Origin of the sequence: Achromobacter sp. PD1 (assembly GCF_048541815.1) — a bacterium.
Taxonomy (GTDB): domain Bacteria; phylum Pseudomonadota; class Gammaproteobacteria; order Burkholderiales; family Burkholderiaceae_B; genus Achromobacter; species Achromobacter bronchisepticus_A.
The window spans coordinates 5,116,598-5,132,018 of record NZ_CP183349.1 but is presented as its reverse complement, the minus strand read 5'-3'; the positions used below and the strand labels follow the sequence as shown (position 1 = coordinate 5,132,018).

16 protein-coding genes are annotated in these 15,421 nt (G+C 67.7%); 6 read left to right on the top strand and 10 right to left on the bottom strand.

All coding sequences use genetic code 11. The features are described 5' to 3' along the window. Positions 1 to 51 precede the first annotated feature (51 nt). From ACM1PE_RS24135 to ACM1PE_RS24115, 5 genes are all read left to right on the top strand, one after another. A complete protein-coding gene (locus tag ACM1PE_RS24135) occupies positions 52 to 978 on the top strand; it encodes a LysR family transcriptional regulator (RefSeq protein WP_059371274.1) in 927 nt (308 codons plus the stop codon). 77 nt (positions 979 to 1,055) lie between these two features. Then, positions 1,056 to 2,471, top strand: coding sequence for an FAD-dependent tricarballylate dehydrogenase TcuA (gene tcuA / locus ACM1PE_RS24130; RefSeq protein WP_419341178.1), 1,416 nt, complete (start codon positions 1,056 to 1,058; stop codon positions 2,469 to 2,471). After that, a complete protein-coding gene (gene tcuB / locus ACM1PE_RS24125; protein WP_419341176.1) occupies positions 2,458 to 3,687 on the top strand; it encodes a tricarballylate utilization 4Fe-4S protein TcuB in 1,230 nt (409 codons plus the stop codon). The genes tcuA and tcuB overlap by 14 nt, the downstream gene beginning before the upstream one ends. Before the next feature lie 73 nt (positions 3,688 to 3,760). Continuing rightward, entirely contained in the window at positions 3,761 to 4,738 is a 978-nt protein-coding gene (locus ACM1PE_RS24120) for a Bug family tripartite tricarboxylate transporter substrate binding protein (RefSeq protein ID WP_419341175.1), read from the top strand. A gap of 39 nt (positions 4,739 to 4,777) precedes the next feature. Next, positions 4,778 to 5,341: a hypothetical protein gene (locus tag ACM1PE_RS24115; RefSeq protein WP_419341174.1), complete on the top strand. Its 564-nt coding sequence runs from the start codon at positions 4,778 to 4,780 to the stop codon at positions 5,339 to 5,341. Positions 5,342 to 5,355: 14 nt separating this feature from the next. Here ACM1PE_RS24115 and ACM1PE_RS24110 read toward each other — a convergent pair whose 3' ends face one another. From ACM1PE_RS24110 to ACM1PE_RS24080, 7 genes are all read right to left on the bottom strand, one after another. After that, positions 5,356 to 6,768, bottom strand: a complete 1,413-nt coding sequence (locus tag ACM1PE_RS24110; protein WP_419341172.1) for a PLP-dependent aminotransferase family protein — start codon at positions 6,766 to 6,768, stop codon at positions 5,356 to 5,358. 27 nt (positions 6,769 to 6,795) lie between these two features. Next, positions 6,796 to 6,939: a DUF2474 domain-containing protein gene (locus ACM1PE_RS24105; protein ID WP_118931402.1), complete on the bottom strand. Its 144-nt coding sequence runs from the start codon at positions 6,937 to 6,939 to the stop codon at positions 6,796 to 6,798. Beyond that, a complete protein-coding gene (gene cydB / locus ACM1PE_RS24100) occupies positions 6,939 to 7,946 on the bottom strand; it encodes a cytochrome d ubiquinol oxidase subunit II (RefSeq protein WP_059371281.1) in 1,008 nt (335 codons plus the stop codon). The genes ACM1PE_RS24105 and cydB overlap by 1 nt, the downstream gene beginning before the upstream one ends. Positions 7,947 to 7,950: 4 nt before the next feature. After that, positions 7,951 to 9,387, bottom strand: coding sequence for a cytochrome ubiquinol oxidase subunit I (locus ACM1PE_RS24095; RefSeq protein ID WP_054452023.1), 1,437 nt, complete (start codon positions 9,385 to 9,387; stop codon positions 7,951 to 7,953). Positions 9,388 to 9,687: 300 nt separating this feature from the next. Further along, positions 9,688 to 10,383: an alpha/beta hydrolase gene (locus ACM1PE_RS24090; protein WP_059371283.1), complete on the bottom strand. Its 696-nt coding sequence runs from the start codon at positions 10,381 to 10,383 to the stop codon at positions 9,688 to 9,690. A gap of 87 nt (positions 10,384 to 10,470) precedes the next feature. Beyond that, positions 10,471 to 11,349, bottom strand: a complete 879-nt coding sequence (locus tag ACM1PE_RS24085; RefSeq protein ID WP_419341171.1) for an EamA family transporter — start codon at positions 11,347 to 11,349, stop codon at positions 10,471 to 10,473. A gap of 20 nt (positions 11,350 to 11,369) precedes the next feature. After that, entirely contained in the window at positions 11,370 to 11,987 is a 618-nt protein-coding gene (locus ACM1PE_RS24080) for a nitroreductase family protein (RefSeq protein WP_187523952.1), read from the bottom strand. A gap of 138 nt (positions 11,988 to 12,125) precedes the next feature. On the opposite strand from ACM1PE_RS24080, the gene ACM1PE_RS24075 reads away from it, so the two are divergent. Then, entirely contained in the window at positions 12,126 to 13,022 is an 897-nt protein-coding gene (locus ACM1PE_RS24075; RefSeq protein ID WP_059371286.1) for a LysR family transcriptional regulator, read from the top strand. 22 nt (positions 13,023 to 13,044) lie between these two features. On the opposite strand, the gene phbB is transcribed toward ACM1PE_RS24075, so the two are convergent. Genes phbB through ACM1PE_RS24060 form a run of 3 tightly spaced genes read right to left on the bottom strand, consistent with a single transcriptional unit; the run spans position 13,045 to position 15,420 of the window. Then, on the bottom strand, positions 13,045 to 13,791 hold the full coding sequence (gene phbB, locus ACM1PE_RS24070; protein WP_059371287.1) for an acetoacetyl-CoA reductase: 747 nt from the start codon (positions 13,789 to 13,791) through the stop codon (positions 13,045 to 13,047). Next, on the bottom strand, positions 13,781 to 14,248 hold the full coding sequence (locus ACM1PE_RS24065) for a hypothetical protein (RefSeq protein ID WP_306635455.1): 468 nt from the start codon (positions 14,246 to 14,248) through the stop codon (positions 13,781 to 13,783). The genes phbB and ACM1PE_RS24065 overlap by 11 nt, the downstream gene beginning before the upstream one ends. 47 nt (positions 14,249 to 14,295) lie before the next feature. Continuing rightward, positions 14,296 to 15,420 carry an ABC transporter permease gene (locus ACM1PE_RS24060; protein WP_059371289.1) on the bottom strand — a complete coding sequence of 375 codons (1,125 nt, stop codon included), beginning with the start codon at positions 15,418 to 15,420 and terminating at the stop codon, positions 14,296 to 14,298. Position 15,421 lies beyond the last annotated feature (1 nt).

Genomic DNA, 15,421 nt, shown 5'->3' with positions numbered 1-15,421 from the left:
CCAGCCTCTACAATCGGCCCTGTCATCCCTTACGGAAAGCCGGGGCCGCCCATGGAACTGCGCCAACTGCGTTACTTCGTCCGCGTCGTGGAGGCGGGCAGCATCGGCCGCGCCGCCCAGTCCATCGGCATGGTGACGTCGGCGCTCAGCCAGCAGATCAGCCGGCTGGAGGGCGAGCTGTCGACGCGGCTGCTGCGGCGCAGCGCCAGCGGCGTGGAGCCCACCGATGCGGGCCTGGCGTTCTTCCGCCAGGCGCAACTGGCGCTGCGCCACGCCGACGATGCCGTGCACGCGGCGCAGCAGGCCAGGCTGGCGGGCCACGTCAGCGTGGGCCTGCCTTCCACCACCGCCGCCATCCTCGGCGCGCCCTTCGTGCAGGCCATGAACGAGCGCTATCCCGACATCCGCCTGCATCTGGTCGAGGCGCTGTCGGGCCATCTGAGCGACATGCTCAATGGCCGCATGCTGGACCTGGCCATCGTGTTCCAGGCCGAATCCGCGCGCCGCTTGCGCGTGACGCCCTTGCTGGACGAGCCGCTGTTCCTGCTGGCGCGGCCGGACATGGCGGGTTTGCCTGCGGGCGAGAGCACGCGGATCGAGGCCATCGCGCATTTGCCGCTGGTGCTGCCCAGCGGACGCCACGGGCTGCGGGCGCTGGTCAACAACGCGTATCAGCAGTCGGGCCGCACGCCGCTGGTGGCGGTGGAAGTGGACGGCCTGCCGGTGCTGATGGACGTGGTGCAGCTGGGGCACGTGGCCACCATCCAGCCCAGTTCCGCCATGGCGCGGATCGCGCCGGGCCAACTGCACATGGCGCGCATCGACGACGCGCACCTGTACCGCCCCAATCTTTTGGCCAGCCTGTCCGAGGACGAGCTGTCGCCCGCGGCGCTGGCCGCGCGCCTGGTGCTGGCCGATGTGTCGCGCAGGCTGGCGCGCGAGGGCAAATGGCCGGTGGTGGCCCTTCACGATTCATGAAGACCTGTTGACGGCTGGCTGATATCGGCGGGCGCTCGCGCTCGCTACAGTTCGTTCCTTGGAAGAGGAACGATGGCATGGTCGACGTCTTGGTGGTGGGAGGGGGTAACGCGGCGCTGTGCGCGGCCCTGATGGCGCGCGAGGCCGGCGCCAGCGTGCTGCTGCTGGAAGCGGCGCCGCGCGAATGGCGCGGCGGCAATTCGCAGCACACGCGCAATCTGCGCTGCATGCACGATGCGCCGCAGGACGTGCTGGTCGAGGCCTATCCCGAGGAAGAATACTGGCAGGACCTGCTCAAGGTGACGGGCGGGCTGACCAACGAGCATCTGGCGCGGCTGGTCATCCGCGAGTCCTCCACCTGTCGCGACTGGATGCGCCGCCATGGCGTGAACTTCCAGCCACCGCTGTCGGGCGCGCTGCACGTGGCGCGCACCAACGCGTTCTTCATGGGCGGCGGCAAGGCCCTGGTCAACGCCTACTACCGCAGCGCCGAGGCGCTGGGCGTGCGGATCCGCTACGACGCGCCGGTCGACTCGCTGGAGCTGGATGGCGGGCGTTTCGTGGCGGCGCGCATCGGCGATGAGCGCATCGAGGCGCGCGCCTGTGTGCTGGCGGCCGGCGGCTTCGAGTCCAACCGCGAGTGGCTGCGCGAGGCCTGGGGCCAGAACGAGCGCGGCGAATGGCCGGCCGACAATTTCCTGATCCGCGGCACGCGCTACAACATGGGCGTGCTGCTGAAGTTCATGCTGGACGCCGGCGCGGACAGCATCGGCGATCCGTCGCAGTCGCATTGCGTGGCCATCGACGCGCGCGCGCCGCTGTACGACGGCGGCATCTGCACGCGCATCGATTGCGTGTCCCTGGGCGTGGTGGTCAACCGCGAGGCGCGGCGCTTCTACGACGAGGGCGAGGACTTCTGGCCCAAGCGCTATGCCATCTGGGGCCGCCTGACGGCCATGCAGCCGGGCCAGATCGCCTATTCCATCATCGACGCCAAGGCCGTGGGCCGCTTCATGCCGCCGGTGTTTCCCGGCGTGCAGGCCGACACCTTGCCCGAACTGGCCGTGAAGCTGGGCCTGGATCCGGCGGTCTTCGAGCAAACCCTGAGCGACTACAACGTGGCCTGTCGTGTCGGCAAGTTCGACCATACCGCGCTGGACGACTGCCATACCGAGGGCCTGGCGCCGGCCAAGACGCACTGGGCGAGGCCCATCGACACGGCGCCGTTCTATGGCTATGCCTTGCGGCCCGGCATCACCTTTACCTACCTGGGCCTGAAGGTGGACGACACCGCCGCGGTCCGGTTCAACGACGTGCCTAGCGACAACCTGTTCGTCGCGGGCGAAATGATGGCCGGCAACGTGCTGGGCAAAGGCTATACGGCCGGGGTGGGCATGTCCATCGGCACGGCCTTCGGCCGCATCGCCGGCACCCGGGCCGCGGCAGCCGCGCGCGCCCGGCACAACGCGGAAGCACGACATGAAGCAGCTTGAAGCCCTGGCCCGCGAGGCCCAGTCCTTTTCCACGCCGCATGGCGAGGCAGCATCCGTCATGGCAGAGCAGCCGGTGCGCTGGCATGCCAAACAGGCCGAACTCCAGACGGATCTGCTGACGGGCGATGAAACCGAAGTCGCCCGCGTCATGCAGATCTGCAACGCCTGCCGCTATTGCGAAGGATTCTGCGCGGTGTTTCCCGCCATGACCCGCCGCCTGGAATTCGGCAAGGCCGACCTGAACTACCTGGCCAACCTGTGCCACAACTGCGGCGCCTGTCTGCACGCCTGCCAGTACGCGCCGCCGCATGAGTTCGCGGTGAACGTGCCGCAGGCCATGGCCCGCGTCCGGATGCAGACGTACACCGATTACGCCTGGCCCGCGGCGCTGGGCGCCCTGTATAAGCGCAATGGCCTGACCGTGTCGCTGGCTGCCGCTGCGGGCCTGGCGCTGTTTCTGACGCTGGCCGTGCTGATGGCGGGCGGCCTGTTCCATGAGCCCATGGCCGGCAACTTCTACGCGGTGTTCCCGCACAACACGCTGGCGCTGATGTTTGGCGTGGTGTTCGGCTTCGCGATGCTGGCGCTGGGCGTGGGCGTGACGCGCTTCTGGCGCAATGTCAGCCCGGGAGCGGCTACAGGCGCTGCGGTGGCGGAGGCGGCGCATGACGCGCTGCGGCTGCGCTATCTGGATGGCGGGCATGGCAAGGGCTGCAACAACGCGGACGACGCCTTCACCTTGTGGCGCCGGCGCTTCCATCACTTCACCTTCTACGGCTTCATGCTGTGTTTTGCCGCCACCAGCGTGGCCACGCTGTACCACTATGCGTTGGGCCTGCAGGCGCCGTATCCGTTCTGGAGCGCGCCGGTGCTGCTGGGCACGGCGGGCGGCATCGGCCTGCTGATCGGACCGGCGGGCTTGCTGTGGCTGAATCTCAAGCGCCATCCGCAGCAGGGCGACGCGGCGCAAAAGCCCATGGACCGCGGCTTCATCGCGCTGCTGTTGCTGACCAGCGCAACGGGCCTGGCCTTGCTGGCCGGCCGCGACGGCGGCGCGATGGCGCTGCTGCTGGCCATCCACCTGGGCGTGGTGATGGCGCTGTTCCTGACGCTGCCTTACGGCAAGTTCGCTCACGGCATCTACCGTTCGGCCGCGCTGCTGAAATGGGCCATCGAGAAACGCCAGCCCAACAAACTGCAGCTGGGCTCGGATTGAAGCACCGCGCAGCCGCGCGGCCATGACGGCGCCCGTCGACGGCGCCGCGACCGACAACATCCAGGAGACTTCAATGTTCCGCACTTCCTTGCTGGCGCGCGCCGCGCTGGCCGCCTGTCTGCTGCCGGCCTTGCCGGCGGCGCACGCCCAGTCTTTCCCCTCGAAGCCGATCACGTTGGTGGTGCCGCACTCCGCGGGCGGCACTTCGGACATCCTGGCACGCACCGTTGCGGCCGAGGCCGCCAAGACCTTGGGCCAGACTATCGTCATCGACAACAAGGGCGGCGCCAACGGCACCATCGCCGCCAAGCAGGTGGCCACGTCCGCGCCGGACGGCTACACGCTGCTCTTGGCCACCGCCAGCACGCACGGAATCAATCCGTCCTTGTATTCGCGGATTTCCTATGATGCGGTGAAGGACTTCACGCCCGTGACGCTGCTGGCCACGGTGCCCAACGTACTGGTGGTGGGCAAGCAGGTGCAAGCCGCCAATGTGCAGGAGCTGGTGTCCTACATCCAGTCGCAGGGCGACAAGATCAACATGGGCTCGGCCGGCGCGGGCACCCCCGGCCATCTGGCCGGCGAGATGTTCAAGAGCGCCGCCAAGCTCCAGTTCACGCACATCCCCTACAAGGGCGGCAGCCCCGCCATCACAGACCTGATCGGCGGGCAGATCGACTTCATGTTCACCACCATTCCCGGCGTGCTGCCGCACGTGAAGGCCGGCACGCTGCGCGCGCTGGCGGCCACCTCGCCGCAACGTTCGCCCGCCATGCCGGATATTCCCACCATGGCGGAATCGGGCCTGCCCGGCTTTCAGGCCGTGTCCTGGCACGGCATCGTTGCGCCGGCCGGCACGCCGGACGCGGTGGTCGCCACGCTGAACCAGGCGCTGAGCGGTGCGCTGGCCGCTCCGGCCGTCAAGCAACGCCTGATGGAAGAGGGCGCGCAGGCCTCCAGCCTGCATACGGCGGCGTTCGGCGCCTTCATCCAGAGCGAGATCGCGGCCTGGGCCAAGGCGGTCAAGGATTCGGGCGCCACGGCCAACTGATGCCGGGGGTGTAGCACGGGGCGTGTCCTAGAATGGCGCATGCTTATGACTGCCCTGCTCACCACGCTGGCCCTGGCAACGGGTAACGCGGCCGCCTTCGAACTTTCCTGCTTCTATGCGGACAAGACCGACGAAGGCGTGTTTGACACCGCGGAACATTGCGCCCGCGAGGAAGGCGGCGGCATCGTCTTCAATCCCGAAATCCTGCGCCGCATGCGGTTCGGCGCCGATGGCCTGGCGCCCGCGGCTGTTGCCGGCTGGCGTTGGGTGCGGCCGGATGGCCGGTCGGTGTCCGTGATCACCTACGACAACGGCCCGGACGAGTTCGAGGAGGGGCTTGCGCGCGGGCGCAGGCCGGAAGGCATGGCTTACTACGACAAGCAGCTGAACCTGGCGCTGGCCACTTCCTATGCGTGGGCCGAGCCTTTCAGCGGCGGCCTGGCCGCAGTCTGCAGCCATTGCGTCGGCGTGCCGGATGGCGAGCATTCCGTGATGGTCGGCGGCGATTGGGGCGCCATCGACCGCAAGGGCGCCCTGGCGCTGCCCCTGCGGCGGGACGCCGCGTCCTTGCGCAGCGATCTGGAGGCCGCGAGAAAGCGCTGAGCGACGCTCGCGGATCAGCCGCCCGCCAGCAGCTTGCCCAGCGTCGCCATGCCTTGCTCCATCTCCGGATTCCAGGGATGTCCGCCGTTCAGACGCAGAAAATTACCGAAGCCGCCGGATGCCGAGAACAGCGGGCCCGGCGCGATGCTGATGCCGTGTCCCAGCGCGGCGCGATGGACCTTGAGCGTGTCGATGTGCGCGGGCAGCTCCACCCACACAAAGTAGCCGCCCAGCGGCCGCGTGGCGCGCGTGCCCTTGGGGAAGTAGCGGGCGATGGCTTGCAGCAGTTCTCCTTGCTGCTGGGCCAGCGCCTGGCGGAATTGCCGCAGGTGGCGGTCGAAGCCGCCTTTTTCCAGATAGGCGGCAATGGCCGCCTGGGTCGGCGCGGCGGTCGCCAGGCTGGTGGTGAGCTTGTTGCGCATGATGCGGCGCGTGTAGCGGCCGGCGGCCACCCAGCCCACCCGGTAGCCCGGCGCCAGGGTCTTGGAGAACGAAGAGCAGTGCATGACGATGCCGTCGCGGTCGTAGGCCTTGGCCGGCCGCGGGCGTTGTTCGCCGAAATACAGCTCGCCGTAGACATCGTCTTCGATCAGCGCCACGTCGTGGCTGGCCAGCAGCCGCACCAGCGCTTCCTTTTTGTCGTCGGGCATGAGGCTGCCCAGCGGGTTCTGGAACGTGGTCATGAGCCAGCAGGCTTTGGGGCGGTGGCGCAGGATGGCCTGCTCCAGCGCTTGCAGGTCTATGCCTTCGCGCGGATGCGTGGCCACCTCGATGGCGTGCAGGTGATTGCGTTCCAGCGATTGCAGCGCGGCGTAGAAGGTGGGAGATTCCACGATGACCGCGTCGCCGGGCTCGGTCACTGCCGCCAGGCTCAGGTTCAGCGCGTCCAGCGCGCCGTTGGTGATGATGATGTCGTCCACCGGCACCGACATGCCATCGGCCAGGTAGCGCAGGGCGATGGCGCGGCGCAGGGCGGCATCGCCCGGACTGAGGTCGTCGATCGAGCCCCAGGGATCCAGGCGCTGCACCGTGGCTGCCATGAACTTCGCCAGGCGTCCGTAGGGCAGCAGCGAGGGGTTGGGAAAGGCCGAGCCGAAGGGCAGCATGTCGCGGCGCAGGGTGGCGTTAAGCACCTGCAGCACGTTGTCGCTGACGTCCACTGGATGGCGTCCTGCGCTGGCGCTGGACAGGCCGTCCAGCTCCGGCAGCGTGGCGTGCGGCGCGCGCAGCACGTAGTAGCCGGAGCGGTCGCGCGCGCGGATCAGGCCGCGCGCTTCCAGCAGGTAATAGGCCTTGAACACCGTCGACGGGCTGACCCCGCGGCTGGCGCTGGTCTGCCGTACCGAGGGCAGGCGGTCGCCCGCCTGCAGCAGGCCCGATCGGATCGAGGCGGTGATTTCTTCTGTCAGCCGTTCATAGCGCTTCATGGGGCGGGTCCGTTTGCGTGGGTCGTTTCAGGTCGACATGCCGATGGATCTCATCACCAGGCGCAGCGCGTAGGCCGCCACGCCCAGGGCCGCGACACTGCATGCCCAGATCATCGCCAGCCAGAGCAGCCGGCTGCGCCACGTGGGCAGGGAGGGTTGGGAGCCGTTCATCAGTGGAACTCCTCGCCGAGACGCACCTTGCCCCGGAACACGTAGTACGACCAGGCGGTGTACATGAGAATAATCGGAATGATCGCCAGCGCTCCCACCAGCGCGAAGCCCAGGCTTTGTGGCGGCGCGGACGCGGTCCAGATGGATACGTCAGGCGGGATGATGGCGGGCCAGATGCTGATGCCCAGGCCGCTGTAGCCCAGGAACAGCAGCGCCAGCGACAGCACGAAGGGGCCGGCATTGGGCATGCCCTTGACGCGGCGGATGAGATCGAAGCCGGCCACGGCGACCAGCAGCGGCACCGGCAGGAACCAGAACATATTGGGCAGGCTGAACCAGCGCTGCGCGATCTGCGGTTGCGCCAAGGGCGTCCAGACGCTGAGCGCCGCGATCACGGCCAACAGCAGCAGCGTGAGCGGACGGGCGATGTCGCACATGTGGCGGTGCAGGCGGCCCTCGGTCTTCATGATGAGCCAGGTGCAGCCTAGCAGCGCGTAGGCCACGACCAGTCCCGCGCCGGTGAAGAGCGAGAAGGGGCTGATCCAGTCCCAGGCGCCGCCCTGGTAAGCGCGGTCCACCACCGGGATGCCTTCGATGTAGGCGCCCAGCGTCACGCCCTGGAAGAACGTGGCGCACACGGAGCCGAGCACGAAGGCGCGGTCCCACAGCGGGCGGTGATGCTCGTCCGCCTTGAAGCGGAATTCGAATGCCACGCCGCGGAAGATCAGGCCCAGCAGCATGAACACCAGCGGCAGGTGCAGCGCGCTCAGGATCACCGAATAGGCCAGAGGGAACGCCGCCATCAGGCCGGCGCCGCCCAGCACCAGCCAGGTCTCGTTGCCGTCCCACACGGGCGCCACGGTGTTGACCATGACGTCGCGTTCCTCGCGGTCGGAGATCAGCGGAAAGAGGATGCCGATGCCCAGATCGAAGCCATCCATGATCACGTACATCATCACGCCGAACAGGATGATGACGGCCCATACCAGTGCAAGGTCGATGCCCATGGCCTCAGACTCCCGAATGCTTGCGTTGCGCGGGCTCGATGCCCGCCAGGGTGGAGGCGGCCGACAGCGGCCGCGACGGTTGGCGCGGTTCGCCCGGGCCGCCCGACAGCGGCGCGTGGCCGGGGGCGGGGCTGGGGCCCATGCGGATCAGGCGCAGCATGTACGAGACGCCGGCGCCGAACACCAGCAGGTACACCACCACGAACAGCGCCAGCGTCAGCGTCAGTTCGCCCAGGCCGTGCGGGGTGGCGGCGTCGGCGGTGCGCATGACGCCATACACCACCCAGGGCTGGCGGCCGATTTCCGTCACGTACCAGCCAGCCAGGATGGCGATCAGCCCGGACGGTCCCATCCACAACGCGAAGCGGTGCAGCCAGCGCGATTCGTACAGCCGGCCGCGCCAGCGCGACCAGGCCGCCCAGAGGGCCAGCGCGATCATCAGCATGCCCAGGCCCGCCATTACGCGGAACGACCAGAACACGGCCGTGGCGTTGGGCCGGTCTTCGGGCGGATAGGACTTCAGGCCGGGGAACTGGCCGTCCCAGCTGTGCGTGAGGATCAGGCTGCCCAGGCGCGGGATATTGACCGCGTAGCGCGTTTCCTCGCGCTCCATGTCGGGGATGCCGAACAGCGTCAGCGGCACGCCCGCGCCGGGCTCGTTTTCCCAATGGCCTTCGATGGCCGCGATCTTGGCGGGCTGGTGCTTGAGCGTGTTCAGGCCGTGGAAGTCGCCCACCACGGCTTGCAGCGGGGCCACCAGCAGCAGCATGCCCATCGCCATCGCGAACATCTTCTTCACGGCGGGGCTGCGATCGCCGCGCAGCATGTGCCAGGCGCCCGAGGCGCCCACCATCAGCGCGGTCGCCAGGAAGGCGGCGATGCCCATGTGCGCCAGGCGGTAGGGGAAGGACGGATTGAAGATCACGGCCAGCCAGTCCGTGGGCACCACGCGGCCGTCCAGGATTTCGTAGCCGGCGGGCGTCTGCATCCAGCTGTTGGACGCCAGGATCCAGGTGGCCGACACCAGCGTGCCCAGCGCGACCATCACGGTCGAGAAAAAGTGCAGGCCCGGCCCCACGCGCGACCAGCCGAACAGCATCACGCCCAGGAAGCCGGCTTCCAGGAAGAAGGCGGTCAGCACTTCGTAGGCCAGCAGGGGCCCGGTGACGCTGCCGGCGAAATCGGAGAAGAAGCTCCAGTTGGTGCCGAACTGATACGCCATCACCAGGCCGGACACCACGCCCATGCCGAAGTTGACGGCGAAGATCTTGGTCCAGAAATGGTAGAGGTCGCGGTAGACGGTATTGCGCGTGCGCAGCCACAGGCCTTCCAGCACGGCGAGGTAGCTGGCCAGGCCGATGGTGATGGCGGGGAAGATGATGTGAAACGAGATGGTGAAGCCGAACTGTATTCGGGCAAGCAATAGCGCGTCGCTATCCATGGCGGTATTCCTGACTTCTTCGCCAGCGCGCCTCAACCGCCACAAGACGGCGTGCGCTGACGGGTGTTTGACCTACACCGTGAAGTTAGAGCCGCAGCTTGAATCAGTACAGATTCAGAGAGTGAAGAAAAAAGCGGATCAGTTTGGGTGGCTTGCAGGAAAAAAACCCGCTTTTCATAGGGAAAATAACTGTGCTGCAAGTCATGCGAAGGCCGTGAAGTTACAAAAAAAGCAGCGCAGAAAAGGCGGGTGCGTCCCCTGATACGCTCGTTCCGAGTACGCAGCCCGCCAGGCCGGCGCCTAGGACGCGCAGGCGCGCGCCGCTTCGTCGATCAGGCCGGCCACTTCGCCGGCGCGCGACGCGAGCGAGGCATGGCTGGCGTCCAGCGTGATGGTCTTGCGAGTGTTCAGGCGCGCGGCCATGCGCGTCTGGTTTTCGGGGGCGATCATCCGGTCCTGGCTGGATATCTGGTACCAGGACGGCTTGCTGCGCCATGCGGGGACGGACACCGTTTCGCCGAAGGCGCTGGCCAGGGGCGCCTTTTGCGTGACGGCCATGACCAGGCCCTCGTCGGCGGACAGGTCCTGGCAGAAGCTCTCATGGAACTTGTCGGCGCGCAGCCAGAGATAGCCGTCGCTGTCGGGCGCCAGGTTGGGCGCGGCCGCGGGCAGCATTTCCTGCGTGATGCCGCCGGGGCTTTCCCCCGCGTCCGGGGCGAAGGCGGCGATGTACACCAGGCCGGCCACGTTGGGCTGGTTGCCGGCTTCCGTGATGACAGCGCCGCCGTACGAATGGCCCACCAGCAGCACGGGGCCTTTCTGCTGCGCGATCATCTTGCGCGTGCGTTCGGCGTCGCCGGCCAGGGAGGCCAGCGGCATGTCGACGGCGTGCAGGTCTTGATAGCCCTTGCGCGCCAGTTCCAGGATGACGCGGCTCCAGTGGGCGGCGCCGCCCCAGAAACCGTGCACAAGAATGATGCTGGGTTTGCTGCTCATGATGCGGCTCCTTCCTCGGAATGGAGCAACGATCATGCGCCGGCCCAGCCGCCGCCGCCACATTTTTTTGCAGCGTTTCCAGCGCGGTTACAGCGGACGCGGGGCGGGCGCGATGGCGGCCGGGCGCTGGGCGCGCTGGCTCAGCCACACGCTGGCGACCACGATCATCATGCCGGCGATCTGCGCGGCGCTCAGTTGCTGCCCCAGGATGCCCCAGCCCAGCAGCACGGCGGTAATGGGGCTGAGAAAACCCAGCGACGACACCACGGCGGGTTCCAGCCGCGCCACGCCCCGGAACCAAAGCACATAGGTCAGCGCCGCGCCGATCAAGCCCAGGTAGGCGATGCCGGCCACGTTCAGCGCGGTGAGCGGCGGCAGGGCGGGTTCGGCGGCGAACGCCAGCGGCGCCAGCAGGATGCCGCCCGCCGTCAGTTGCCAGGACGTGAAGGTGAGCGCGGACACCGGCGGCTGCCAGCGGCGGCTGAGCACCGTGCCCAACGCCATCGAGGCGGCGCTGATCAGTCCGGCCGCAATGCCCACCGGGTCCAGCGCGGCCTTGGGCGTCAGCACCAGCAGCGCCACCCCGCCCAGGCCGCCCAGCGCCGCCAGCACCGACAGGCCGCGCACGGGCGTGCCCAGCAGGCTGCGCGCCAGCAGGATCACCACCAGCGGCTGGATCGCGCCCAGCGTGGCGGCCACGCCGCCAGGCAGGCGGTAGGCCGCCACGAACAGCAGGGCCCAGAAGAGGGAGAAGTTCAGCGCGCCCAGGATGAAGGCGCGCAGCCACCAGATGCCTTGCGGCAGCTGGCGCACGATCAGCAGCAGCAGGAAGCCGGCCGGCAGCGCGCGCAGCATGGCGACCGTCAGCGGGTAGTCCTGCGGCAGCATCAGGGTGGTGACGACATAGGTGCTGCCCCAGATGGCGGGCGCCAGGGCAGTCAACAGCAGATCGGAACCGCGGTTCATGGTCATGCTCCGGCAAGGGTTCAGGCAAGTTCGAGCACGTCGCGGACGGGGCGGCGCGGCTTCTGCGGCCAATTGCCTTCCTGCGCGTAGCCCATGGCGACCAGCATGACCGGCACCTCCTCCTGGCGCAAGCCGAAGGCTCGGGCCACGCCGGCGGCGTCAAAGCCGGTCATCGGGCTGGCGGCCAGGCCTTGGGCCTGTCCCGCCAGCATCAGGGTGGAGGCGCCGAAGGTGGCGCTGCGCACGGCCTCGTCGCGCCGGGTCTGCGGCGAGTCGGCGTAGAGGCGGCTGGCCGCGGCTTCCCAGGACGGCACCATGGCCGCCGGCATGAAGCCCGCGTCCACCGACGGTTGCAGGCGGTCCGCCATCCAGGCGGCCTGGGGCAGCACGCCCAGCACGATGAACGTCACCGCCGATTCGCTCACCTTGGGCTGGTTCCACGCCAGTTCGCGCAGCCGGCGCTTGCCCTCCTGGCTGCGCACGGCGATAAAGCGCCAGTTCTGCAGATTGAAGGCGGTGGGGGCGCGCGTGGCCCAGGCAATCAGGGTATGGATGTTGTCGTCGTCCACGCCGCGGGCGGGGTCGAAGAAGTTGGCGGAAATGCGTTGCGCGATTGCGTCGGTCAGGGCGTGGTTCATGGATGCCATCCTTGGGATTTGCTGAGATTGCCGGCTCGCCACATGCGCGCCGTCTCCATGTCCACAGGCTAATTGAATCCTTCTTTGGCGATAATATCCAATTCAATGGCAATATCATTCACCAATAGTGAATAATCTATGGATCATCTGACCGCGCTCAGGGTCTTCCGGCAAGTGGTGGAGCGGGGCGGCTTCGCCGCGGCGTCGCGGCAGATGGGCCTGTCGCCCGCCGCCGTCAGCAAGAACATCGCCGAACTGGAAGCCCACCTGGCGGCGCGCCTGCTCAACCGCACTACCCGCCGCATGAGCCTGACCGAAGCCGGTGCGCGCTACTACGAACAGGTGGCGCGCATCCTGGACGACCTGAGCGAAGCCGAGCAATCGCTGGGACCCTTGCAGCAGGCGCCGTCGGGCACCTTGCGGGTCAGCGCGCCCATGTCGCTGAGCCTGGTCCGGCTGTCGGCCGCCATGCCGCGCTTCCTGCAGCGTTATCCGCAGGTATCGCTGGACCTCAACCTGGAGGACCGGCGCATCGACATCGTCAAGGAAGGCTACGACCTGGCGATCCGCGGCACCGACCGGCTGGAGGATTCCAGCCTGGTGGCGCGCAAGCTGATGACGCTGGACCACGTGCTTTGCGGCGCGCCGGCCTACTTCCAGCGCCATGGCGTGCCGGCCTCGCCGCTGGCGCTGCGCAACATGGAGCGAGTGCAGTTCACGTTGTCTGGCCACGCGGACGAATGGACCTTCAAGCGCGCGGGGGAGACCGAACGCGTGCCGGTGCGGGGGCGCTACAGGGTGAGCTCCAGCCTGGCGGTGCGCGATGCCTTGCGCGCCGGCTTCGGCGTCAGCCTGGTGCCGCGCGTGTACGTGCAGCAGGACCTGGACAGCGGCGCGCTGCAGGCCGTGCTGCAGGACTGGAAACCCGACGAGACCTACGTGTACGCGGTGTATCCGTCGCGCCGCCACATGGTGGCCAAGGTTCGCGCCTTCGTCGATTTCCTGCTGGAAGAGCTGGGCGCGCCGCGGGAATGAGCCGCGGCGGCCCCTTGCCGCATCAATACATGTGCTGGCCGCCGTTCATGGCGACATTGCTACCGGTCATGAACGCCGCGGCGTCGCTGCAGATGAAGGCGACCAGCGCGCCGATCTCTTCCGGGCGGCCGAGCCGGCCCAGCGGGATCTGCGGCAGGATCTTCTCCTTCAACACCTCTTCGGGCACGGCCTCCACCATGCGCGTCGCCAGGTAGCCGGGCGACACGGTGTTCACGGTCACGCCTTTCCTGGCCAGCTCCAGCGCCAGGGATTTGGTGAAGCCGTGGATGCCGGCCTTGGAGGCCGCGTAGTTGGTCTGGCCGAACGCGCCCTTGCTGCCGTTGACCGACGAGATGTTGACGATGCGGCCCCAGCCCCGGTCCGCCATGGCGCCGCATAGCGGCTGCGTCATGTTGAACATGGAATCCAGGTTGCCGCGCAGCACGTCCGTCCAGTTTTCGTAGCTCATCTTGCGCAGGCTGGCATCGCGGGTGAGGCCGGCGTTGTTGATCAGGATGTCGATCTGGCGGCCGTCTTCCTCAAGGCGCCGCGCCAGCGCCTGGCACGAGTCGTAGTCGGCCACGTCCACCTTGTACATGGCGTAGCGGCGACCCTGGGCCGCCTCCGCGTCCACCCACGCCCGCGCGGCGTCTTCGTTGGAGTGGTAGGTGATGATGACTTGGTGGCCGGCATCGTGCAGGGCGCGCGCGATGGCCTGTCCAAGGCAGCCGGCCCCGCCGGTGACGAGCGCAGTGCGTTCAGCCGTCATGATGGGACCCCGGTTGGCTGGCGTCGCGCATGGCCGAGCACGCCGAGGCCATCTGGTTCGACAGCGTCTTCCAGATCTGCGCCATGGGCGTGTCTTCGATACCCATGGCGCCGCCGGTGGCCTGTTTCAGCCAGCCGCGCATCGCTTCGCTCATGCCGGCGGCCAGGGTGGCTTGTTCTTCGAGCAGCGCGTGGGTGATGGCCTGGCTGGCTTCAAGCTGGCTTTGCCATTGCTTGCGCGTCATCTCGCCCAGCGCGGGGGCGATTTCTTGCCAGTTGCCGGATTGTTGCAGAGGCGCCAGCGCGGCCATGTATTGTTCCGCGTTGCCGCCGGCCAGGCGGCGGCCCAGTTCAACCCAGCGCTGCTGGCTTTCCTGCGCAAGCTGCGCCATGCGCTGGCAGTAGGCGGCATTGGCGCTGGCGAGGCCCTGAGGCGTGGAGGCAGTGGTTTTCTTCATCATCCGTCCTTCTAAGAGAGTGGTAAGGGGTAACGAACACACAGGCCTCAAGCCATCTGGCTGAGGGTCTTGCGAAAGCGCGCCAGCGAGAACGCGAACAGGACCGAGCCTATCAGCGCCAGCGCCAGGAAGGGTTGCCACACGACGCTCAAGCCTGCGCCGCGGTAGAGAATGGCCTGGCCGAGTTCCACGAAGTGCGTGGTGGGGGCAGCCAGCATGATGTCCTGCACGAACTGCGGCATGCTTTCGCGCGGCGTGGTGCCGCCCGACAGCATTTGCAGGGGCAGCAGCACTAGTACCAGCAACATGCCGAACTGCGGCATGCTGCGCGCAAGCGTGGCCATGAATATGCCCATGGAGGTGGTCGCGAACAGGTGCAGCGCCGCCCCGACCAGGAACAGCGCCACCGATCCCTCGATCGGTACTTGCAGCAAGCCGCGTACCACGAAAGTCAACGATAGCCCAGCAGACGCCAACACCACCAGCCCCATTGACCAGACCTTGGCGACCATGATCTCGGTCGGCGTCACCGGCATGACCAGCAGGTGCTCGATGGTGCCGTGCTCGCGTTCGCGGATCAGCGCGGCGCCGGTCAGGATGATGGACAGCATGGTGACGTTGTTGATGATCTCCATCAGCGCGCCGAACCAGGCCTGGGTCAGATTGGGGTTGAAGCGCATGCGCACCGCCAGCTCCACCGGCAGTTCGGTGGGCGCGCGGTAGCGTTTGACGAACTCGTTGATCTCGTCGCTGATGATCTGCTGGATGTAGCTGCTACCCGTGAACGCCTGGCTCATGCGGGTCGCGTCCACGTTGAGCTGGATTTCGGCGGGCCGCCCGGCCAGCACGTCGCGCTGGAAATTAGGCGGAATGTTGACCGAGAAGGTGTAGCGCCCCGCGTCCATGCCGGCATCGGCCTCGGCCGAAGTCGTCACCTCCGGCGGCGTGAAGTGCGGCGGATAAAAGGCCGACGTGATGCGCGCGGACAGGGGCGATACGTCCTCGTCGACCACGGCGATGGGGGCGTTGTGCAGGGTTTCCGGCACGGCCGTGGCGGCGGTGTAGATCATCAGCGTGAACGACACGAGGATCAGGATCAGCATCATCGGATCGCGCGCCAGGCTCCACAGCTCCTTCACGCCCAGGCGGTAGATATTGGCCAGGTGCCGCATC